This window comes from Mycobacterium vicinigordonae (assembly GCF_013466425.1).
Classification (GTDB): Bacteria; Actinomycetota; Actinomycetes; order Mycobacteriales; family Mycobacteriaceae; genus Mycobacterium; species Mycobacterium vicinigordonae.
Genome location: NZ_CP059165.1, coordinates 3,301,015 through 3,322,701, shown reverse-complemented (window position 1 = coordinate 3,322,701; position 21,687 = coordinate 3,301,015). Strand labels below are relative to the sequence as shown.

Below are 21,687 nucleotides of genomic sequence, written 5' to 3'. Positions count from 1 at the left end.
GGCTATCCGGTCAGGTTGAAGTTCGGGTTCTTGCCGTACACCGCCATGGCAGTCAGGACGACGACTACGACGATTGTGATCAATGACAGCCGCATCGACCGGCCGACCGCTTCGCCCACGCCGACCGGGCCGCCGTGGGCGGTATAGCCGTAGTAGGAATGGGTCGTCATCACGACCACCGCAACCAGGATGACCTCCGCGAAGGACCAGCCCACGTCGTTAAGGCGCAGAAAGGTGTGGAAGTAGTGGTTGTAGGTGCCCGCGGACTGCCCGTAGAGAAACACGGTGGTCAGCTGCGCGGAGAGGAAGGCCAGGGTGATCGCCAGCCCGTAGAGCGGGATGATGACGATCAGGCCGGCCACCACCCGAGTGGACACCAGGAAGGCGATCGACCTGATACTCATCACTTCCAGCGCGTCGATCTCCTCGCTGATGCGCATGGCGCCGAGTTCGGCGGTGGCGCCAGCTCCGACGGTGGCGGCCAACGCCTGTCCGGCGGCTACTGGCGCCACGAATCGCACGTTGACCATCGCGGCGAGGAAGCCGGTGAATGCCTCGACACCGATGTTGCCCAGCGACGCGAATCCCTGGATGGCGACCAGCGAACCTGCGGACAGGGTGATGAATCCGACAATGGCGGCGGTGCCACCGGCCACGGCCATCGCTCCGGTGCCCATCCCCATCTGGGCGACCATGCGCACCAGTTCTCTGCGGTAGCGATGCAGGGCAAACGGGATCTGCCCAATGGCGGTGACCGCAAACCAGATCAACTGGCCGATCTCGAGTAGCAGCCGGGCAGGCGCGCCGCCGTACCGAGCTAAGTTGGCTCGCGGCCAGCGAATGCGGGCGTTGGCGACTGCTGTGGAACCGGCCATCTCAGCGTCCTGTGCCGAACCGGACGCCGATGGTGGTCAGCGCCGCATTGACGGCGAACAGCGCGATGAAGCACAGGACCACGGTCTCGTTGACCGCAGTGCCCAGGCCTTTGGACCCGCCTCGGACGATCAATCCGCGGTAACAACCGACCAAACCGGCGATGAGGCCGAAGCTGGCGGCCTTGATGTTGGCGATCACTACCTCGGGCAGGCCGGTGAGCGCGGTCAACGTGGACAGGTATGCGCCGCTCGAAACGTTTTGCAGGTAGACGCTGAACAGGTAGCCGCCGCCCAATCCCACGGCGATCACCAGGCCGTTGAGCAGCACCGCGACCATGGTGGAGGCGACGACGCGGGGGACGACCAGGCGGTGGATCGGGTCGATGCCGAGCACTTCGAGCGCGTCGATCTCTTCGCGGATGGTTCGGGCTCCGAGGTCGGCGCAGATGGCGGTGCCGCCGGCTCCGGCCACCACCAGCACCGTCACGATCGGGCCGAGCTGGGTGACCGCTCCGATGCCGGCACCGGCACCCGAGACGTCGGCGGCGCCGAACTCGGCCAGCAGGACGTTGAGTGTGAAGATGAGCAGCACGGTTTCTGGGATGGAAACCGCGATGGTGGGCAACAGCGACACCCGCATGAGAAACCAGCCGGTCCAGATGAATTCACGCCATTCGAACGGCTGCTTGAGGGCTTTGGCGGTCAGTACGCACATCCGGAAGAATCCGCCGGCTACCTCCGTGCCCGGTCTGATCTTGTCGCCTACTCTGCCGACGATGGTGCTGGGGGCGCTCATCGGCGTGCCCCCGGATGGCTACCGGAAACATATTGATTCAAAACATATTTCGGTGTTCGGGCGATGGCCTGCGATCGCGCGGGAACCGGGTTGCTAAGCGCGAGGTGAACCATGCGGGCTTCGCGGCCGACGGTTGCTGTCGGCGCCCGCCGGCTCTCTGCCGCTCGTGTTTGCGCCACGGGGCAACTATCGCATTAGACCGTACGTTCAGTCAATTATATGGACGGTTTTGACAGTGGTGAAATTGACGTTGCTCGTCGGCCATTACCCCGGTTGTATTATCTGGCCTGGTGCTTCATTAGCGCCGGGCAATCGACGGGCTCCAGTCGGCAAGGCTGCAAGCGGGCGCATTTACCGTACGCTGAGTCAGTTCAGTCGTGGATGGCAGTAATGACCGAACCTCATTGTGGCGCCTCTGATTTCAGGTCGGCGCGCCTATTACCGCGGTGAGGCAGTCGCGCACTACCGAGAGGACGTCCGCTGCTGGATCCGCCCACTTGTTCAGTCCTAGGCGGTCGAGCAGCAGTCCCCCGAGATACACATCGACGAACGCGGCCCCCACCTGCTCGGGAGGTCGCGAATCTGCGGGATCGAACCAGACCCACATCCACTCCAGTGACCCCCACAACTGCAGGGCGGCCAATTCGACGTCCACGCCGCGGAATACGCCGGCCTGCACCCCGGTACGAATCTCGTCAACGGTGAGCGACTGCAGCTGCTCGCGCAGCTTTCGCACCTGCTCCATCGCGGGATCATCGAACAATTGGACCACTTCACGCTGGCTCGCCACCGTGGAATGGTGGGCGATCACCTGCAGCAGTGCGGAGGTGTAGATGATCGCCGCAATTCGTTCGTGAGGCGCGCTCAGTCGATCCCACGCCATCCGCAGCACATCGAGCTGACGGGCCAGGTGGGTTTCCTCCAACTCCCGCAGCATCTGCGCCTTGGTCCCAAAGTGATGCACGATGGTGCCCTTGGACATACCGAGCTCGTCGGCGATATCGCCGATATTCGTTCTGTCATAGCCGCGTTCGGCCACATAACGGACAAACGCGTCGAGAATCTCGCCGCGTCGGCCGGGCGATCTGGGCATGTGGAACCTTTGGAGTCGACTAACCGTACGAACGGTCTATCATAACTGCGCGTGGCGGGAAAGGCTTGAACCGACACCCGCGGACTCGATCGTTGATTCTAGTTGTCGCGAACCGCCGCCGGTCGACGCCACTATGCTGCCCGCCCGAAATCGGCCAGGGCCCATGAATTTGCGTCATGGCACGACGTAGCCGCCGGCGAAGCGCCTTATAACCACCCGGGACTTCCGGGAGTCTTGCAGAACGGGCAGGCACTCAGGGAGTCAGAGTGCCTCGCGCTGCTTTTAGAGAGCCTGCAACGGCTTGCGGCGGGGGTGTTCTTCGGGCGCGGTGATGACATACATGTTCGTTCCGGGTGCTGCCTTGATCTCCCCGGCGGTGTATATGTTCATGAGTTCTCTGCCGTCGGAGTCCACCACGCAGACGTAGGTGTCTGTCTCGGGGTCGTAGTCGAAGCGGTCCCAGGCCAGGACGAACGCCAGGCAGTTTCCATCGCGGTCGGCGACGATGAGCTTGTGTGCGCCCGACTCCTTCAACAAACGTGCATCCTGCTCGCGCTGCTGTGAAACCCCGTTATTGCGGACCGTTACGCTTTCTAACATCTGTGCACTCCTTGGCGAGGTTGGCTCCGTCTGGCCCGGGCGGCCAACACTCCCGACCTGGCGGCATTTTGGAGACTACCCCGGAAATTTAGCCACTGACCAGGGGATTAAGACCCTTCCAATGGGTGCCGAAGGTGCTCGGCGACGGGCTGGGCGCGCCGATTCATCCTCCCGCGGTAACCGGACCCCGGGGGTCGCCACTGGCCAGCCGGTACAGGCGGGCCGCGTTGAGATGGCCGATCAGATCCACCACCCTGATTGCCTCGGCTTCACTCCAATCGCCGGCCGCCACGAATCCGGCCAACACCCGGTGAATCCCGTTGCGCCACAGCATGGCACCCAGGAAATGCAGCTCGGCGGGACCGTACCCATCTGACGAATACAGAATCTTGCGAAACGGCGCCAGTTCCAACAATCGGGCGAGGAATGCCGGAGCGCGGGCGCCCAGGTGGTTCACGCTCAAGCCGCCGTCGACATAGACATTGTTGAAAGCCTGTGCCAGATATCCGGCCTCGCGTTCGTACGGATAGCAATGCAGCAGCACGATCGGGGCGCTGCCGGATTCGCGCAGGAAGTCCAACAGCAGCAGCGGGTTGGTCTTGTCCAGGTCGCAGTCGCGGTCGCCGAGGCCGACATGCAGCTGCAGTGGCTTGCCGATCCGCAGGCCCTGATGCAATCCGAAGCGCAGCAGTACCGGGTCGGTCAAGCGGGTGGCGCCTTCGTCGCGCCACCGCTGCGCCGCCTCGGCGACCTGGGCCGTTGATGGTTCGCTCAAATCCCTGTCGAACCCGCCCCGATAGGCCAGCACGGATTTGGTGCCCACTGCCCTCGCCGCGCGCCGCCGCAGGATCTCCTCGAATGCCGACGCGTAATCGCCGGCGGCCCGTGCTGCCTCGACTGCGATCTGTTCGAGTCTGACCACTTCATAGCCGGGGCGACCGGAGAGTTGGGCCAATTGCTCAACGCCGGTGACCTCGTCGCCGAATCCGGTGTCCATTAGCCAGTTGCTCACCCCGGCGGCAGGCAGGAACAGTCGGGCCAATTCGATCTCGGTGAGTCGGCTGCGCGCTTCCCAATAACGTTGTGGTCCAACATGTTTAGGCAATCCGAGGATCGGAGCGCAATGGTTGCGCACGGCAAAGCCCAGTTGGGTGTCGAATCCGGAGTCGAAGTCGGCCAGCGGTTCGGTGTTGGCTTCGTTGAGTGCGTTCTCGAAACGCCTCCGGTCCCCCGGTGTCAGCCAGCACCCGTGTACGTGCTGGTCTATCAGCGCCACGTAGCGAATATGTTGCGCCAAGTCGGATTCCGTTGTGCTCAAGTCGGTATTCACAGGCTCCACGCCATTCGGAACTTATCTGCCAACTGCTCGGCGGCAAGGTTGCCGTACCGGTCATATTCCATGCGGCGGACTGCGAGCACCATATTCACTACCTGATCGCCCAGAATTCTCCGGAGCAATTCCGAACCATCCAGGGCTGCAAGAGCTGCTAGTTGAGCTTGAGGCAGCAGCTGGATGCCGGCGCTGGCCCGGTCCGATTCGGACAGCTTCGCTGGGTCGACGGTTGTCTCCAGCGGCAACGCGGCGTCGGTCTCGATGCCATCGAGTGCCAGCCCGAGGACTGCCGCGGAGGCCAGATACGGGTTGGCCGACGGGTCGACGATCTTCACCTCGACGTTGCCGCCCTGCGGGTTCGCGGGCCCGGCGACCACGAAACGCACAGCGGCTTCGCGGTTCTCGATTCCCCAGCAGGCGTAGGCACCGGCCCAGTTGCCGGGCCGCATCCGTAGTCCTGACACGATTGATCCGCACAGGATGGCCTGCGCCTGCGGTAGGCCCCGCAGCACGCCGGCCACCGCCGCCTGCCCGGTGGCGGTCATGCCGCCGGGACCGGTGCCGCCGGAGAATGCCGGGCCTTCTGGTGTATGCAACGAAAAGTGTTGATGTGCACCAGATCCAGCACTGTCGGCAAAGGGCGCGGGTGACAGGCTGACCCGCAGCCCATGCCGACGGGCGGCGCGTCCGACGACGATACGCAACAGCACCAACTGGTCGGCGGCGGCCACCGGCGATTGCGGGGCCAACGAGATTTCAAACTGGTTCGGCCCGTACTCGGGATGGAACTGCTCGATCGCCACACCGGCGAGGGTGGCTCCGGCGGTGACATCGCGGACGAATCCCTCGTGTTCGAGAATGCCGGCCAGGCCGTATTGGGCCCATACTGCTGCGGGCAGTCGCCCGCCGTTGGGATCGACCAAGAGAAATTCGACTTCGTGACCCACCGCGGCCTCGATACCGGCCTCGGCAAGGGCGGCTTCGACGCGCAGCAGTGTCCCGCGTCCGCACACCGAAACGGGGGTGCCGTCCTGCTCGAAGAAGCCGGCCGGCGCCCAGGCCAGGCCATCGCCAATCAGGCGCAGCCCGGAGAGGTCGATGCGCACCCGCTGATCACCGACCACCCCGACGTCATCGGTGAAAGCGATGCCGGTCTGGTCGATGGCGAAGGCATGCCACGACGGGCTCGCGCCTAATCCGGGATCGGCGAAAGTGTTGGTGCGTCGGATCGGAACCGCTTTGGCCTGGGTGAGGCCGGCGGGGTTCACCACGGTGCCGATGACCGTATCTACGCCCTCGCCCTCGAGCTGAGCGATGGCCGCGGCGGCGAGCGGAGTGGCCGTCACACCAGCCGCCAGATCGGGCTCAGGCCCGACTGGGCAAGGTCAGCCTGCACGCCTGACCAATGTCCAGGGTCCGCAGCATCCGTCCCATACCCACCCACAGCGCGCAGGAGAGGGCGAGGTCGGCCAGCAGTTCCTCGGAGAAGTGTTCCTTAGCCCGGTCCCAAAAATCCTCGTCGTCGCGCAGCGCGGTGTGGTCGGTGGAGAAACGGTGGGCGAATTCGGCTGCCAGGCGCTCCTGCTCGCTGTAGCCGGGCCAGGTGTGCCATTCCGTGGCGTGATCATAGAGATCTTCGTCCACACCGGCCGCCGGGCCGTCGGCATCGCGGGTATTGACGCACACGATGCACTCGTTGTTATTGGCGATCACCGCGCGCGCGATTTCGCGGGTGCGCAACGGCAGCCGATTGCTGGTGTAGACCGCGTGGCTCAAATTGGCCATCGCGCTACCGAGTTCAGGAGATTTGAGGACCCAGCCGGCTATGTCGTCGTCGGCGAAAGTTCCGATTCGGCTCATGGCGAGATCGTACGCTCGCGCCCGTCGACCGTTAGCCCTCGGCCCGGGCGCCTGCAGCAGACATCGCGAGGGTGGGCGTCTCTTCGTGCCAATCCCGTTGGGCGATCACGCGATATGCGACACGTCCGAGCGCCGCCTGGACGGCCTCGTGGTCCGGTCGGGCGCCAAATCCGGCCGAGCGGGAAAGTTTGTCGGTGAGCCAGGCGACCAGCAGCGAGTACACCCAGTCGACCTGCGCCACCCCGGCGGGAGTGAGCCGGACCCGGTCGCCGTCACGAACCACGTAGCCGGCGGCGGCCAGCCGCGCGAAGGTCGGCTCGAGCAGTTCGAAGGGAATATTCAGGTGTTCGCCCATGTCTGTGAGCCGGGCCGCGCCGAAGAACTGCTGGTAGCGGTTGACGCGCAACACTGCCCACAGTCCCGCGACGTCGAGTCGACAATCCGGCCGCATCGCGATGCTGCGCAGCCGCATGCCGGGTTCCGCGCGCAGTACCCGGGAGATTGCGTTCTCCAGCATCTGTTCGGGGGTTTCGGTGGTGGGCATCGCGAAGCCGTCACCGAGGTCGACGGTGCTGGCGTGGATGTCGCGCAACGGGACTTCGCGCAGGAACAACGCCAACACGAACCCCACCGCTGCGACCGGTGCCGCGCACAGGAACACCTGGGACAGCGACTCGGCATAGGCATGCACAATTGGGGCGATCACGGCGGGAGGTTGGCGGTGCAGGGCACCCGGCGAGCTGGCAGCCTCGGCCGAGACGCCGCTGGATGCCAGCGCCGGGCCGAGCCTGCCATGGAGGAAGTTGACGAATAACGAGCCGAACACCGCCGCCCCGAACGAGCTGCCGATAGTGCGAAAGAAGCTCACCCCGGAGGTGGCCACGCCGAGATCCTCGAAGTTCGAGGTGTTCTGCACGATGAGCACCAACACCTGCATGGACAGGCCGATCCCGGCGCCCAGTGTCAGCAGATAGACCGACTGCAACAGCGCAGGCGTCGAGCCGTCCATGCGCGACATCAGCACGAACGCGATCGTCATCAGCGCGGTGCCGGCGACCGGGAAGACCTTGTAGCGGCCCGTCCGGCCCACCAGGGTGCCGCTGCCGGTGGAAGTGATCAGCATGCCGACCACCATCGGGAGTGTACGAAGGCCCGAGGTGGTCGCCGAGACGCCGTTGACGTACTGCATGAACGTCGGCAGGAACGTCATGGCGCCCAGCATCGCGAAGCCCACCACGAACGACAGCACGCAGCAGACTGTGAAGACCGGACTGGCGAATAGCCGGATCGGCAGAATCGGTTGTGCAACATGGAGTTCCACCCACACGAACACCGCAAGGGCCAGCACAGATGCGGCGAACAGCCCGATGATGGTCGCCGAACCCCATGGGTAGACAGTGCCACCCCAACTGGTCGCCAGGGTCAGGCCAGCCGCACCGAGACCGATGAAGGCGATCCCGGCGTAATCCACGACCGGCTTGGCCGTGCTGGTCAGCGCCGGGATCGCCGCGCTCGCCACGCAGATCACCACCACCGAGACCGGCAAATTTATCCAGAAGGCCCACCGCCAGGTCAAGTAGTCGGTGAAGTAGCCGCCCAACAGGGGGCCCACCACCGTCGTCACCCCGAACACCGCGCCCAGAATCCCTTGGTAGCGGCCACGATCTCGCAACGGGACCACCTCGCCGATGAGGGCGCTGGCGGTGACGGTGATAGCGCCGCCGCCGATGCCCTGCAGGGCTCGCGATCCCACCAGCATCGTCATGGAGGACGCCAGACCACACAGCACCGATCCAGCGACGAAAAACAGCACCGCGACGACGAACACCCGCTTGCGGCCGAACAGGTCGCCGAGCTTGCCAACGAGCGCGGTGACGATCGTGGATGCCAGCAGGTAGCTGGTGACCACCCACGACTGGCGGCCCGCATCGCCCAGGTCGGCGACGATGGTGGGCAATGCCGTCGCGACGATGGTTTGGTCCAGCGCCGCCAACAGCATTCCCAGCACGACGGCAAGGAAGATGAAGTTGCGCCGCTGCGGTGTTATTTCCGGGGCGATTGATGGAGAGGTCGCCGTGCCGCTTGCGGTTGTCGTCATGGTCGCCTTCCGATGTTACGGCTCGGAAGGTTACAACGACCGCGTCAGCTCGGCGGACGGGAGACGCACTGTGCGGAGTAGAGCTCCTCGCCTAGCTTGTCCATCAGCTCGAGTTGCGTCTCGAGGTAGTCGATGTGCGACTCCTCGTCGGCGACGATCTTCTCCAGCAAGGTGGCACTGGTGCTGTCCTGCTTCTCGCGGCACATGATGATGCCGGGCTTGAGCCGGGCCAGCACCTCGTACTCGATTGCCAGGTCGGCCTCGAACTGCTCGCGTAGCGTCTGGCCGATGCGCAGCGAGAAGATGCGCTGATAGTTCGGCAGGCCGTCAAGCAGCAGAATGCGGTCGGTGATTGACTCCGCGTGCCGCATCTCGTCGAACGATTCCGCGCGGGTGTGCTCGGCGAGTTCGGTGAATCCCCAGTTGTCCTGCATCTTGGAGTGCAGGAAGTACTGGTTGATGGCAGTCAGTTCGCTGGTCAACTGCTCGTTGAGCAGCCGTAGAACGTCTGGATCACTTTGCATGATCACTCCTACGGTGAAGGCTGTCGGGTCAGACCGCAGGCAGGCTGGGCTGGAGCGCGCCTGCGGGATCTAGCAGCACCTTTGCGTGCCGCTTATGAATCTAGTGCAGTTTTGGCGAGTCAGGACAGCCTTCATCGCGCCGTCGGCGTGTCCGGCGGGCGCGATGATGTTCGACAGCGTATCAGTGAGTTAGGTTAGACTCCACTAATCGACTTAGGTTAGACTCTACTAATTATGTGGCGCTTGATATCGGCATTGTCGCCGGGCTTCCCGGCCCCACCTGGGCGGCTGCGCGTCTGTGTGGCGGGTGTTTGCTGATGTACGTATGCCTGTGCGTCGGAGCCACCAATCAGACTGTTTGCGAGGCTGTCGCACGGGGTGCGTCCACTTCCAAGGAGATCGCTGCCGCGTGCGGGGCAGGCGCTGACTGTGGGCGCTGCCGGCGGACGTTGCGCGCGATACTTGCCGCCGCCGCCCAACTCGATTCCGCCGCCGCGGTCGGTTAGTCCCGCTTTCGTCCGCTGAAATCGGCAAGGGCTGCGGCGTTGGCCTGTGCGCCCATCAACTCCGCGAAGTGCGCGTTCTCCCGGGCTGTCGCGGCCGCTATCTCGGCGCGCAGCGGCTCCATCATGGTGTGTTTGACCGCCAGCAGGCTCGGAATCGGGCGGCTGGCCAGTATGTTCGCGTGCCGCCGGGCATCGGGCAGCAGGTCCTGTGGCTCGCAGACTCGCCAGGCCAGTCCCATCCGCAACGCTTCGGTCGCGTCGACCCATTCCGACGACATCAACAGCCAGGCCGCGTTCTGCCGACCGAGCAGCAGCGGCAGCAGGTAGGACGACGCTGCTTCGGGTGCCACGCCCAGGCTGGTGAAGGGGCACTTCAACCGCGCGGAGGACGACATGAAAACCAGGTCGGCATAGCCCAGGATGGTGGTTCCGATGCCCAGCCCCACTCCGTTGACCGCGCAGATAAACGGCTTGGGAAACGCGGCGAGCGCCTCTATGAGCCCGCGGAAGCCGTACTTGCCCTCCTGGAAGTCCGGGTCGGTGATTCGGGCCTGCATCTCGGCCAGGTCGGTACCGGCGCTGAAGCCGCGGCCTGCGCCGGTCAGCAGTACGACGGCCACCTCGGGGTCGTCGGCGGCATCGTAGAGCGCTTGCGTAGTGGCGTCGTAGAGGGCCTCGTTGAAGGCGTTCAACGCCTCCGGCCGGTTGAGAGTGAGGGTGCGTACCCGGTTGTCGTCGTCGATGAGCAGCGTCACGCGAAAGACATTATCCGTTGCTGTAGACGCGAGTGGGTTCGATCAGCACCACCGCTCGACGCTCCTTGGCCATGGTCGCGTCGTATTGGTCCCAATCGTCGTGGGTACCGCCTGCGGCGGTGAACACGTCACGTAGCAGCAACCGCAGCTGGTCCTCTTTCAGCCACGATGGCGGGTCGTCGGGACCGACGAGTTCGGCCCGGCCCTCGACGGTCGCCCACTGCCACCCATTGCGGAAGGTGACCGCCAGCTGCGGGCGGACCCGCAGGTTGGCCAGTTTGACCTTGCCATAGGTGGTAAATCCCAGCACTGGGGTTTTGCTGGCCGGGTGTGACAGGAGACCGACGTTGACCAGAGATGCCTGGACGGTGCCGTCGGCGCGGACGGTGGACACCACGGCCAGGCCGTGTTCGGGGGCAGCCAGCGCCGCCGCGTCCTCGATTGTGGTCACTGGGGCCTCCCTGTCTCGCTCAATCCCCGAACGGCGTCTTGATCACATAACGGCTGGTGGGCACGGTGTCGATGTTTTCGTTGGCACCGAATGCACTGGTGCTGGCCACCATCCGGCCCACCCGCTGCTGCAAGTCAGCGTCGTCGGCCGCCCCGAAGAACGCCTTCAGATCGGTGACCGCCTCCGCCGGGAACAACTCCTCGACGATGGCGTCGATTCCCGGCGCGTCGGGGGTGAGGGCGCGAACCACCCAGTTCTGGGTGTAGCCGAACGTCGACTGGGTCTCGATGGCGACCGGGGTGTGGTCGAGTTGCCAGCGGTTCAGCCAGGTCGCCTGGTCCACGCCGGCGGGCCGGCGCAGCAGCGCGATATTCGCCAAACCGGTTGTGCGCAAGCCGGGTTCGAACTTCGGGCCAGGCAACGGCACCGATTCGGTGACCAGATAGGCGGCCAGCTGCTCGCATTCGCCGGCAAGCAACCTGAGCGCGTCGGCTACCTGTTGGCCGTAGCACTGCTGGGTCCACAGGTTCACCACCGCGGCAACGGGTGGATCCAGCGTCGTCAGCGTTATCAACGACTCCCGCACCGCACTGTCCCGGACATTCACCGTGATGCCGGGCAGGCCCAGCTCCGCCAGCTGGTCGGCAACCGGCCCCCGTAGCCGGGCGCACCACTCGTCGTCGGCCTCGGCCCGGCGCAATACCGCAATCACCTTCTCCATAGCGGACGAACCTACAAGCGCCCGGCAGGCCGCTCGACGGCCAGGCGCACCTGGTGCTCGTCGGCGATCATTGTGCCGATGATCCCGGCCAGCCGGCGGTAGGGCTCCTCGCGACCGCTGGTGGCGCGGTAGACCAGCCCGATCCGCCGGCCCGGGCGCGGCGCCGCGAAGTGGGCCAGGCTCAACTTGGTGCGCGCCGTTTCGACCGCGACAGCGGTGTGCGGGATCAGCGTCACACCCAATCCCCCGGCCACGCATTGCACCGCGGTGGCCAGCGATGCTGCCCGGGTGTCGGCCGGTTGTACCCGCGCCCCGGCCTGTCGGCAGACATCGAGGGTCTGATCGCGCAGGCAGTGACCCTCGTCCAGCAGCAGCAGGGGCAGGTCCGGCAGCACGGTCGTCGGCACCCTGCGCTTGCCTGACAATCGGTGTCCGGGTGGCAGCACTAGCACGAAATCTTCGTCATAAATCGGGATCTCGGCGATGCCAGCGGTCTGGGCGGGTAGCGCGATCAGCGCCGCGTCCAACGCCGCATCTCCCAACAGTCGCAGCAACCGGGCAGTCTGGTCCTCGACTATCTGCAGCGTCAACTCCGGCAACTCGCCCGACAGTCCGGTCAGGATCGTTGGGAGTACATACGGTGCGACGGTGGGGATCAACCCCAACCGCAAGCGGCCGCACAGCGGATCCGAGCTGGCGGTGGCAACGCCGGTGAAGGCGTCCGCTGCGTTGATCACCGCACGCGCGTACGGCAGCAGTTGTGCACCCTCGGCAGTGACGGTGACGCGTCGCGTTGATCGCTCCACCAGGCGGATGTCCAGCCCTGCTTCCAATGCCGCCAGGCCCTGCGACAATGTCGACTGACTGACCCCGAGAAGCGTTGCCGCGCTGCCGAAATGCTGTCGCTCCGCGATGGCGACGAAGGCCCGCATTCCGGCCAGGGTGGGCTGAAAACTCTTATCGGTCATACCTATCAATATAGTGCTATATATCACCTTTACTTCAGGTCGCGCGTTGGGCAACATGGGTAGTGGCCGACCTAATCTTGATTCAATCCAAATAAGGAGCTCTCATGTCCCTGCTGACCATCGGCGACCAGTTTCCCTCCTACCAGCTGACCGCGCTGATCGGCGGAGACCTGTCCAAGGTCGACGCGCAGCAGCCCGGCGACTACTTCACCACCGTCACCAGCGACGACCACCCGGGTAAGTGGCGTGTGATCTTCTTCTGGCCCAAGGACTTCACGTTCGTGTGCCCCACCGAGATTGCGGCGTTCGGCAAGCTGAACGACGAGTTCGCCGACCGCGACGCCCAGGTGCTCGGCGTATCGGTCGACAGCGAGTTCGTTCACTTCCAGTGGCGCGCACAGCACGACGACCTCAAGAAGCTGCCGTTCCCGATGCTCTCGGACATCAAGCGGGAACTCGTCACGGCCACCGGCGCCCTGAACGCCGACGGGGTCGCGGACCGGGTGACGTTCATCGTCGATCCCAACAACGAGATCCAGTTCGTCTCGGTGACTGCCGGCTCCGTCGGCCGCAACGTCGACGAGGTGCTGCGAGTGCTCGACGCACTGCAGTCCGACGAACTGTGTGCCTGCAACTGGCGCAAGGGCGACCCGACGCTGGACGCCGGTGAACTGCTGAAGGCCTCGGCCTGACGCCCGAACGGAGACATGATGAGTATCGAGAACCTCAAGGCGGCCCTGCCGGACTACGCCAAGGACCTCAAACTGAACCTCGGTTCGATCGCTCGCAGCACGGTGCTCGACGACGAGCGGTTGTGGGGCACGCTGCTGGCCAGCGCCGCAGCGACGCGAAATGCCCGGGTACTGGCGGAGATCGGCGCCGAGGCCGCGGACAACCTGTCGGCGGACGCCTATCAGGCCGCCTTGGGGGCTGCCTCGATCATGGGCATGAATAACGTCTTCTATCGGGGACGCGGTTTCCTCGACGGGCAATACGACGACCTGCGCCCGGGGCTGCGGATGAACATCATTGGCAACCCCGGCGTAGCCAAGGCGAATTTCGAGCTGTGGTCGTTCGCAGTGTCCTCGATCAACGGCTGCTCGCACTGCGTGGTTGCCCACGAGCACACCCTGCGGGAGGTGGGAGTGAGCCGCGAAGAGGTGCTGGAGGCGCTGAAGGTGGCGGCGATCGTCGCCGGTGTTGCGCAGGCGATCGTGGCCGCGGAGACCCTGGCGGCGGTCGGCTGACCGTAGTGTCGTAGACATGCCATCCTGGACCGAGCACGCGATCTGGTGGCAGGTCTACCCGCTCGGCTTCGTCGGCGCGTTTCCCGCCAGCCGGCCGCCGGACCCGGATCAACACCGGCTTCGGCGGCTGGCCGGCTGGCTGGACCACGCCATCGAACTGGGCGCCTCAGGTATGGCACTGGGCCCGATATTCGCCTCGCGCACACACGGTTACGACACCACCGATCACCTCCGAATCGACCCGCGCCTCGGTGACGACGCCGACTTCGACCATCTCGTCGGCGAGGCGCACCGCCGGGGTTTGCGGGTGCTGCTCGACGGCGTATTCAACCACGTCGGTGTCGACTTTCCCCGCTACCGGGATCCCGCGTCGCGGGACTGGTTCAGCGGCGACACCTTCGAGGGTCATGAGGGTCTGATCGGTCTCAACCATGACCACCCCGAGGTCGCCGACTACGTAGTCGATGTCATGAAGCATTGGCTAGGGCGGGGCGCCGACGGATGGCGCCTGGACGCGGCTTACACAGTGCCGCAACGGTTCTGGGCCGATGTGCTGCCCAGGGTCCGGGCCAGCTTCGCCGACGCCTGGTTTGTCGGCGAGCTCATCCACGGCGACTACGCCGCGGTGGTCAAGGCGGCGCGATTCGACTCGGCCACCCAGTACGAATTGTGGAAGGCCATCTGGAGCAGTCTCAACGACGGCAACTTCTTCGAGCTGGACCACGCGCTGGCACGCCACAACACCTTCCAGGAGACGTTCGCGCCGCTGACGTTCATCGGCAACCACGACGTCACCCGGATCGCGAGCAGGCTGCAACGTCCCGAACACCTGCCGCACGCACTGGTGATCCTGCTGACAGTGGGCGGTATCCCCAGCATCTACGCCGGCGACGAGTTCGGCTTCCGTGGCGTCAAAGAGGAGCGCTTCGGCGGCGACGACGCCGTACGACCCGAGTTCGGCACTCCCCCTATTCAACTCGACGAATCCGGCGCCCAGGCCTGGGAGCTGCACCGATACCTGATCGGGCTGCGCCGCCGCCACCCCTGGCTGCACTCGGCGAGCACCAGCGCGCTACGACTGGACAACCGGCACTACGTGTACCGCGTCCAGCGCGGTGACGACTCGCTACTGGTTGCACTCAACATCGATGACCGTGCGCTGCACTTGACCCTGCCGGACCTCGGCATGCCGCAGGCGCGGTTGATCGCCGGATCGACGGCACCCGCCGAACAGGTGGTCGGCGAGGTGACGATCGAAGGCCACGGTTGGCGGATCCTGCAACCTAACTGACCTTCAGCCGCTGCAGCGTCAGCTGGTCCTGATCTCCGTTGAAGTATTTGTCCAGCAACGCTACGAAGTCTTGATTGGCATCATCGGCCTGTGCGAACAGGGTCATCGACGACCGCAGCTTGAGATCGTCGGGCGAGCCGAAGATCTGCCCGGCCGAGCGTCCCTGGACCTCATTGACCAGCGCTACGCACTCGTGCAGCCGCGGTCCCAGCACGGGGTGTGCCAGATAGGCACTGGCCTCCTGAAGCGAGGCGATGCCGTACCGCTCGGCGGTCGGGCTGCGGCCCAGCCCGCGTAACTGGGGGAACACGAACCACATCCAGTGACTGCGTTTCCGTCCGGCGCGCAGTTCGGCGGTCACGTTGGCATAGACCCGGTCCTGCGCGTCTACGAACCGCTTTAAGTTGTAGGGGTCGGTTGCGGAGTCCATCACACCACCGTCGCACACTGCTTAGATGAGCTGATGGCGGTCCAACGACGGGTGCCCAGAGTCCGCGACCTGGCGCCCCTGCTGCAGTTCAAACGGCCTGAGTTCAACCGCACCAAACGCCGCCTGGATGCCGCGTTGACCATCGAGGACCTGCGGCGAATCGCCAAGAGGCGCACTCCTAAGGCAGCGTTCGACTACACCGACGGCGCCGCCGAGGACGAGCTGTCCATCGCACGTGCCCGTCAAGCCTTCCGCGACATCGAGTTTCATCCGACGATCCTGCGCGATGTCAGCGCGGTGACCGCCGGATGGGATGTGCTGGGCCAGCCGGTGGTGTTGCCGTTCGGCATCGCGCCGACCGGTTTCACCCGCCTGATGCACACCGAAGGCGAGATCGCCGGAGCAAGGGCCGCGGCCGCCGCGGGCATCCCGTTCTCCATGTCCACCCTGGCCACCGCTTCCATCGAAGACGTGGCGAGCGCTGTCCCGCAGGCTCGCAAGTGGTTTCAGCTATACATGTGGAAGGACCGCGAACGCTCGATGCAGTTGGTGCGGCGCGCAGCCGACGCCGGATTCGACACCATCCTGGTCACCGTCGACGTCCCGGTGTCGGGAGCTCGCTTTCGCGACCTGCGCAATGGTATGGCCATCCCGCCGGCGCTGACTCTGCGTACGGTTCTCGACGCGATACCGCATCCGCACTGGTGGCTCGACCTGTTGACCACCGAGCCGTTGGCCTTTGCATCGCTGGACCGTTGGCCGGGCACAGTGGGCGAATACCTCAACACCATGTTCGACGCCAGCGTCACCTTCGACGACTTGACCTGGATCAAGCAACAGTGGCCGGGCAAGTTCGTCGTCAAGGGCATTCAGACCGTCGAGGACGCGCGCGCGGTGGTCGACCGTGGTGTCGACGGGATCGTGTTGTCCAATCACGGTGGCCGCCAACTCGATCGAGCGCCGGTTCCGTTCCATTTGCTGCCGTCGGTGGCACGGGAATTGGGCAAGGACACCGAAATCCTGGTGGATACCGGCATCATGTCCGGCGCCGACATCGTGGCGGCAGTCGCGCTCGGCGCGCGCTGCACGCTGATCGGGCGGGCTTACCTATATGGGTTGATGGCCGGCGGCGAAGCGGGCGTTACCCGCGCCATCGAGATCCTGGAAAGCGGCATATACCGGACTATGGCGTTGTTGGGCGTGACCTGCCTCGAGGAGCTATCGCCCAAACACGTGACCCAACTGCGGCGGCTGGGGCCCCTCTAGTGCTGCTGACCCTGGTTGACGCGGCTGGCCGCCAGGCCCGACCCGATTCCGCGATCGAATTCTGTGGTCAGGCCGGGCCGCTTTCCACTGGGGACGGTCGTGCAGTCGCAGCCAAGACCGCCGAAAGGGTTGGGATGGGGCTCGGAGGGCTCGGCTGATGCTGGCACCACGCCGAGCGCGAACGAACTCAGTACACCGATGACGGCGACGGTCATCCTAGTGATCACGTGCGGGCGTCCCTTCGCTGTCGGTGTTCCGGTAGATGCGCCCGTCCAGTGTACGTTCAACTTTCGTTCATCTAACGTTTCCTAACAATTTTCATGTGCGCGTCGCGGTATTGAGCGGTGCCCGGGAACAAACTGCCCGGGGCCTGGGTTGAGTCGGGCAGACTTAACTTTGGGAGGAATTGATGGCTGAGGCCAAATCAGTGCCGGTTTTGTTCGTGACGGACCCGATCGTGCTGCCCGGGATGGTGGTGCCGATCGCACTCGACGACGCCGCACGCACCGCAGTCGACGCTGCTCAGGGCAGTGAATCTCGGGAGCTACTGATCGCACCGCGGTTGGACGACCGCTACCCCACACACGGTGTGGTGGCAAAGATCCTGCAGGTGGGGCGCATCCCCGGCGGCGGCGGGATCGCCGCCGTGGTGCGGGGCGAACGGCGCGCGCACATCGGTGCCGGCGTCACGGGATCGGGCACCGCGCTATGGGTCGAGGTGGCCGAGATCCCCGACGCCGAGGTGACCGACGAGGTCAAGGGATTGGCCGCCGAGTACAAGAAATTGCTGCTGGCGATGCTGCAGCGGCGTGACGCCTGGCAGATCATCGACTATGTCAACAGCCTGACCGACCCGTCGGCGCTGGCCGACACATCGGGCTACGCGTCGTACCTGTCCAACGTGCAGAAGCGTCAGTTACTGGAAACGGTGGATGTGGCAGAGCGGCTGCGCGTCCTGATCGACTGGACGGGCGAGCACCTGGCCGAGGTCGAGGTCAACGACAAGATCGCCGAGGATGTGCGCGACGGCATGGAGAAGACGCAGAAGGAGTTCCTGTTACGCCAGCAACTGGCCGCCATCCGCAAAGAGCTCGGCGAGGGTGAGCCGGACGGGTCGGAGGACTACCGCTCCCGGGTGGAGGCGGCTGACCTGCCGGAAAAGGTGCGTGACGCCGCGCTGCGCGAGGTCGCCAAGCTGGAACGCGCCAGCGACCAGAGCCCGGAGAGCGGTTGGATCCGCACCTGGCTGGACACCGTGCTGGACCTGCCGTGGAACGTGCGGACCGAGGACTCCACCGACCTGGCGGCGGCGCGGCAAATCTTGGATGCCGACCACCACGGACTGGACGACGTCAAAGACCGCATCGTGGAATACCTCGCGGTGCGCACCCGCCGGGCGCAGCGCGGTCTGCAGGTGGTCGGCGGCCGCGGGTCGGGTGCCGTGATGGCGCTGGCCGGCCCGCCTGGCGTCGGCAAGACGTCACTGGGCGAGAGCGTGGCCCGGGCGCTTGGCCGCAAGTTCGTGCGCGTCGCCTTGGGCGGAGTGCGCGACGAGGCCGAGATCCGCGGGCACCGGCGTACCTACGTCGGTGCGCTGCCGGGCCGCATCGTGCGTGCCATTGGTGAGGCGGGAACGATGAATCCCGTGGTGCTGCTTGATGAAATCGACAAGGTCGGTTCCGACTATCGCGGCGATCCGAGTGCTGCACTGCTGGAAGTCCTGGACCCGGCCCAAAACCACACCTTCCGCGACCACTACCTGGACCTGGATCTGGACCTGTCCGACGTGGTGTTCCTGGCCACCGCCAACGTGATCGAGAACATCCCGTCGGCGCTCCTGGACCGGATGGAGCTGGTCCAGATCGACGGCTACACCGAAGACGACAAGGTCGCCATTGCGCGGGATTATCTGCTGCCTCGGCAGCGGGACCGGGCGGCGCTGACCGACGACGAGGTCACCGTCACCGACACCGCGCTGCGCAAGATCGCGGCCGACTACACCCGTGAGCCCGGGGTGCGACAGTTCGAGCGGCTGCTGGCCAAGACACTGCGCAAGATCACCACCAAGCTCGCCAGCGATTCCGGGCCGGTTACGGTCGACGAGCCTGATCTGGTCGGCTACCTGGGCCGACCGCGCTTCACGCCGGAGTCGGCCGAACGCACCGCGGTGCCGGGTGTGGCCACCGGGCTGGCCGTCACCGGCCTGGGTGGCGACGTGCTCTACATCGAGGCAGGTTCTACCGAGGGTGAGGCCGGTTTGCAGCTCACCGGCCAACTCGGCGACGTGATGAAGGAATCCGCTCAGATCGCGCTTTCCTACGTCCGCTCGCACGCCGACGCGCTCGGCCTTGACCCCAAGGCCCTGGACCGGCGTATCCACGTCCACGTGCCCGCCGGCGCGGTGCCCAAAGACGGCCCGTCCGCGGGGGTGACGATGGTGACGGCGCTGGTCTCAATGGCGACGGGGCGGCAGGTCCGCTCCGACGTGGGCATGACCGGTGAGGTTACGTTGAACGGTCGCGTGCTGCCGATCGGTGGCGTCAAGCAGAAGCTGTTGGCGGCGCAACGTGCCGGCCTGTCAACGGTTTTCATTCCGGCCCGCAACGAGCCGGATCTGGACGACGTGCCCGCGGAAGTTCTCGCGTCACTGACCGTGCTGCCGATGACGGACGTGGCCGAAATTGTCGCGCAAGCCCTGGAATTCGAGGTGAGCGCGGCCTCCGCTGCCTGATCCTGGCAGAATCGCGGGCATGGCTCAGGATCTGAAACGGCAGTTCGTGCATCGCGTGCAACGGTTCGTGGTCAATCCGCTCGGTCGCAAACTGCCGGTCACCATGCTGGAAACGACGGGCCGTAAGTCGGGGCAGCCGCGCCACACCGCAGTCGGCGGCAAAGAGATCGACAACCAGTTCTGGATGGTCTCCGAACACGGCGAGCACTCCGACTACGTTCGCAACATCAAAGCGAACCCGGCCGTTCGGGTGCGCATTCGTGGGCAGTGGCGTAACGGAACCGCTCACCTGCTGCCCGACGATGACGTACAGGCGCGGCTGCGCAAACTGCCGAGACTCAACAGCTCGGTGGTGCGCGTGATGGCCAGCGACATGCTCACCATTCGAGTCGACCTGGACTGATGGCCTACGACGAAGACCTGGCCAACCGGATCCGCGAACTGTTGGCGCGGCGCCCCGACGTGGACGAGAAGCAGATGTTCGGCGGTCTCGCGTTTCTGATTGGTGGGCACCTGGCGGTCTGTGCCAGCGGGCAGGGTGGGCTGATGGTGCGGGTGCCGCGGGAGGACACCGATCGGCTGCTCGAACGTGCGCACGTCAGCCCGATGGTGATGGCTGGCAGGCAAACTCGCGGTTGGCTGCGCGTCGCCGCCGACGGTGTGAAAACAAAACGTCAACTGCAGAGCTGGGTCGACCGCGGCGCCGACTATGCGGGTGCTTTGCCGCCTAAGTGATCGCGTTTGCCAGGCGGTGTGCCGGGTACGCCGCGCCGTATGAACACGCCCGAACGCCGAGTGCGCCGCCTGCTCAATATGGCCGGCACCACCTACGCCGCTGAGGCGGGAATCCGGATCGCCGACAAGCCGATGCCGCTGTTTCAGCTGCTGGTGCTGTGCATGCTGGCCAGTAAACCGATCGACGCCGGGACCGCCATGCGTGCCACGCGAGAGCTGTTCAAATCCGGCCTGCGTACGCCCAAGGCCGTACTCGCATCCGATCGGCGCACCGTGATCGACGCGTTCGGGCGCGCCCATTACGTGCGGTACGACGAAAGTTCGGCGACCCGGCTCACCGTCATGGCGACCCGGGTCCGCGACGAATTCTCCGGCGACCTGCGGGAGCTAGCTCGCAGCAGTAATCACGATGTCGCCGAAGCCACTCGAATTATCCAGGGCTTCAAGGGGATCGGCAGCACTGGTGCGGACATATTCCTGCGTGAGGTCCAAGACGTGTGGACGTGGGTGCGGCCGTACTTCGACGAGCGTGCCACGGCTGGGGCCAAGGCGCTGCGGCTGCCGTCCGACCCCGCCGAGCTCGCCGGATTCGCGCCGCGCAGCTGCGCACGACTGGCGGCAGCGCTGGTGCGAGTATCGCTGGACGACGACCTGCGTGGGCGGGTGCTGGACTGAGTCCGATGACAGTGCGGATAGGTACCTCCGGGTGGTCCTACGACCACTGGACCGCTGTGTTGTATCCGCCGGGATTGCCCAGTGCCCGCCGGCTGTGCCACTACGCCGAAGTGTTCGACACCGTCGAGTTGAACGCGAGTTTCTATCGCTGGCCCAGGGATTCGACCTTCGCCGGCTGGCGGGATCAATTGCCGAGCGGATTCGCGATGTCGGTCAAGGCGCACCGCGGTCTTTCCCACTACCGTCGGCTGTCCGCTCCCGAACCATGGATCGAGCGGTTCGTGCGCTGTTGGCAAATCCTGGGCGATCGTCGCGGTGTGCTGCTGGTCCAACTGCATCCTGAGCAACAGCGCGACGACGAACGCCTGGCGGGGTTCCTCGCCGGCGTGCCGCCCGTTATCAGGGTGGCTGTCGAACTCCGCCACCCCACCTGGAACGACCCGAATGTGTTCGCGTTGCTAGAACAGCACCGAGCCGGCTACGTCGTGATGAGCGGTGCGGGTCTGGCATGCCTGCCGCGGGCCACCACCGACCTGGTCTACGTCCGGCTGCACGGTCCCGAAGCCGCCACAATGTACACCGCCTGTTACAGCGACGCCGAGTTGCGCGACTGGGCTGAACGCATCACCGTGTGGGACGGTGAGGGCCGGGATGTGTGGATCTACTTCAACAACGACCTAGGCGGTCATGCGGTGCGAAATGCGCTGTCGCTGCGCGAGATTCTGGGCTAAC

General features: G+C 65.2%; 25 protein-coding genes. 10 read left to right on the top strand and 15 right to left on the bottom strand.

The window, feature by feature from the left end:
* Positions 1–2: 2 nt before the first annotated feature.
* The 9 genes from H0P51_RS14985 to bfr all read right to left on the bottom strand — a co-directional run bounded on the left by H0P51_RS14985 (position 3) and on the right by bfr (position 9,179).
* On the bottom strand, positions 3–875 hold the full coding sequence (locus H0P51_RS14985) for an MlaE family ABC transporter permease (RefSeq protein WP_180913608.1): 873 nt from the start codon (positions 873–875) through the stop codon (positions 3–5).
* A 1-nt stretch (position 876) separates the two neighbouring features.
* Entirely contained in the window at positions 877–1,590 is a 714-nt protein-coding gene (locus H0P51_RS14980; RefSeq protein ID WP_425489052.1) for an MlaE family ABC transporter permease, read from the bottom strand.
* A gap of 502 nt (positions 1,591–2,092) precedes the next feature.
* Positions 2,093–2,764 (bottom strand): TetR/AcrR family transcriptional regulator, encoded by a 672-nt coding sequence (locus H0P51_RS14975; RefSeq protein WP_180913606.1) that lies wholly within the window; start codon positions 2,762–2,764, stop codon positions 2,093–2,095.
* 282 nt (positions 2,765–3,046) lie between these two features.
* Positions 3,047–3,364 (bottom strand): hypothetical protein, encoded by a 318-nt coding sequence (locus H0P51_RS14970; protein WP_180913605.1) that lies wholly within the window; start codon positions 3,362–3,364, stop codon positions 3,047–3,049.
* A 163-nt stretch (positions 3,365–3,527) separates the two neighbouring features.
* Entirely contained in the window at positions 3,528–4,682 is a 1,155-nt protein-coding gene (locus H0P51_RS14965; RefSeq protein WP_180913604.1) for an amidohydrolase family protein, read from the bottom strand.
* Between the two features lie 8 nt (positions 4,683–4,690).
* On the bottom strand, positions 4,691–6,043 hold the full coding sequence (locus tag H0P51_RS14960; protein WP_180913603.1) for a type I glutamate--ammonia ligase: 1,353 nt from the start codon (positions 6,041–6,043) through the stop codon (positions 4,691–4,693).
* A gap of 19 nt (positions 6,044–6,062) precedes the next feature.
* Positions 6,063–6,557: a carboxymuconolactone decarboxylase family protein gene (locus tag H0P51_RS14955; RefSeq protein WP_180913602.1), complete on the bottom strand. Its 495-nt coding sequence runs from the start codon at positions 6,555–6,557 to the stop codon at positions 6,063–6,065.
* 31 nt (positions 6,558–6,588) lie between these two features.
* Positions 6,589–8,655 carry an MDR family MFS transporter gene (locus H0P51_RS14950; protein ID WP_180913601.1) on the bottom strand — a complete coding sequence of 689 codons (2,067 nt, stop codon included), beginning with the start codon at positions 8,653–8,655 and terminating at the stop codon, positions 6,589–6,591.
* Between the two features lie 44 nt (positions 8,656–8,699).
* Positions 8,700–9,179 carry a bacterioferritin gene (gene bfr, locus H0P51_RS14945; RefSeq protein WP_180913600.1) on the bottom strand — a complete coding sequence of 160 codons (480 nt, stop codon included), beginning with the start codon at positions 9,177–9,179 and terminating at the stop codon, positions 8,700–8,702.
* A gap of 317 nt (positions 9,180–9,496) precedes the next feature.
* Between bfr and H0P51_RS14940 the strand changes: the two genes are divergently transcribed.
* Entirely contained in the window at positions 9,497–9,685 is a 189-nt protein-coding gene (locus H0P51_RS14940; protein WP_180918986.1) for a (2Fe-2S)-binding protein, read from the top strand.
* On the opposite strand, the gene H0P51_RS14935 is transcribed toward H0P51_RS14940, so the two are convergent.
* From H0P51_RS14935 to H0P51_RS14920, 4 genes are read right to left on the bottom strand one after another with little or no spacing between them, the layout of a single operon-like run.
* Positions 9,682–10,440 (bottom strand): enoyl-CoA hydratase/isomerase family protein, encoded by a 759-nt coding sequence (locus H0P51_RS14935; protein ID WP_180913599.1) that lies wholly within the window; start codon positions 10,438–10,440, stop codon positions 9,682–9,684. The two genes, H0P51_RS14940 and H0P51_RS14935, sit on opposite strands and share 4 nt — an antisense overlap.
* Positions 10,441–10,450: 10 nt before the next feature.
* On the bottom strand, positions 10,451–10,891 hold the full coding sequence (locus tag H0P51_RS14930; protein WP_180913598.1) for a TIGR03618 family F420-dependent PPOX class oxidoreductase: 441 nt from the start codon (positions 10,889–10,891) through the stop codon (positions 10,451–10,453).
* 19 nt (positions 10,892–10,910) lie between these two features.
* Positions 10,911–11,612 carry an EthD domain-containing protein gene (locus tag H0P51_RS14925; RefSeq protein ID WP_180913597.1) on the bottom strand — a complete coding sequence of 234 codons (702 nt, stop codon included), beginning with the start codon at positions 11,610–11,612 and terminating at the stop codon, positions 10,911–10,913.
* A gap of 11 nt (positions 11,613–11,623) precedes the next feature.
* On the bottom strand, positions 11,624–12,580 hold the full coding sequence (locus tag H0P51_RS14920; protein WP_180913596.1) for a hydrogen peroxide-inducible genes activator: 957 nt from the start codon (positions 12,578–12,580) through the stop codon (positions 11,624–11,626).
* 104 nt (positions 12,581–12,684) lie between these two features.
* Here H0P51_RS14920 and H0P51_RS14915 point away from each other — a divergent pair, with 104 nt between their 5' ends.
* The 3 genes from H0P51_RS14915 to H0P51_RS14905 are packed head-to-tail and all read left to right on the top strand — an operon-like array spanning position 12,685 to position 15,118.
* Entirely contained in the window at positions 12,685–13,272 is a 588-nt protein-coding gene (locus H0P51_RS14915; protein WP_180913595.1) for a peroxiredoxin, read from the top strand.
* A gap of 18 nt (positions 13,273–13,290) precedes the next feature.
* Complete coding sequence (locus H0P51_RS14910; protein WP_180913594.1) at positions 13,291–13,827, top strand: alkyl hydroperoxide reductase; 537 nt, start codon at positions 13,291–13,293, stop codon at positions 13,825–13,827.
* Positions 13,828–13,843: 16 nt separating this feature from the next.
* Positions 13,844–15,118 carry an alpha-amylase family protein gene (locus tag H0P51_RS14905; protein ID WP_180913593.1) on the top strand — a complete coding sequence of 425 codons (1,275 nt, stop codon included), beginning with the start codon at positions 13,844–13,846 and terminating at the stop codon, positions 15,116–15,118.
* Here H0P51_RS14905 and H0P51_RS14900 read toward each other — a convergent pair.
* On the bottom strand, positions 15,111–15,548 hold the full coding sequence (locus tag H0P51_RS14900; RefSeq protein ID WP_180913592.1) for a DUF1810 domain-containing protein: 438 nt from the start codon (positions 15,546–15,548) through the stop codon (positions 15,111–15,113). The two genes, H0P51_RS14905 and H0P51_RS14900, sit on opposite strands and share 8 nt — an antisense overlap.
* A 33-nt stretch (positions 15,549–15,581) precedes the next feature.
* Between H0P51_RS14900 and H0P51_RS14895 the strand changes: the two genes are divergently transcribed.
* Entirely contained in the window at positions 15,582–16,814 is a 1,233-nt protein-coding gene (locus tag H0P51_RS14895; protein ID WP_180913591.1) for an alpha-hydroxy acid oxidase, read from the top strand.
* On the opposite strand, the gene H0P51_RS14890 is transcribed toward H0P51_RS14895, so the two are convergent.
* A complete protein-coding gene (locus tag H0P51_RS14890) occupies positions 16,811–17,041 on the bottom strand; it encodes a hypothetical protein (protein WP_213016695.1) in 231 nt (76 codons plus the stop codon). The two genes, H0P51_RS14895 and H0P51_RS14890, sit on opposite strands and share 4 nt — an antisense overlap.
* A gap of 182 nt (positions 17,042–17,223) precedes the next feature.
* Between H0P51_RS14890 and lon the strand changes: the two genes are divergently transcribed.
* From lon to H0P51_RS14865, 5 genes are read left to right on the top strand one after another with little or no spacing between them, the layout of a single operon-like run.
* Positions 17,224–19,545 (top strand): endopeptidase La, encoded by a 2,322-nt coding sequence (gene lon / locus H0P51_RS14885; RefSeq protein ID WP_180913589.1) that lies wholly within the window; start codon positions 17,224–17,226, stop codon positions 19,543–19,545.
* A 19-nt stretch (positions 19,546–19,564) separates the two neighbouring features.
* Positions 19,565–19,948, top strand: a complete 384-nt coding sequence (locus tag H0P51_RS14880) for a nitroreductase family deazaflavin-dependent oxidoreductase (protein WP_180913588.1) — start codon at positions 19,565–19,567, stop codon at positions 19,946–19,948.
* The gene (locus tag H0P51_RS14875) at positions 19,948–20,280 is read left to right on the top strand and encodes a TfoX/Sxy family protein (RefSeq protein WP_180913587.1); all 333 of its coding nucleotides are present in this window, start codon (positions 19,948–19,950) and stop codon (positions 20,278–20,280) included. Before H0P51_RS14880 ends, H0P51_RS14875 begins: the two co-directional genes overlap by 1 nt.
* Before the next feature lie 39 nt (positions 20,281–20,319).
* Positions 20,320–20,955 carry an endonuclease gene (locus H0P51_RS14870; protein WP_180913586.1) on the top strand — a complete coding sequence of 212 codons (636 nt, stop codon included), beginning with the start codon at positions 20,320–20,322 and terminating at the stop codon, positions 20,953–20,955.
* Between the two features lie 5 nt (positions 20,956–20,960).
* The gene (locus H0P51_RS14865; protein ID WP_180913585.1) at positions 20,961–21,686 is read left to right on the top strand and encodes a DUF72 domain-containing protein; all 726 of its coding nucleotides are present in this window, start codon (positions 20,961–20,963) and stop codon (positions 21,684–21,686) included.
* The last annotated feature ends 1 nt before the right edge of the window (position 21,687 follow it).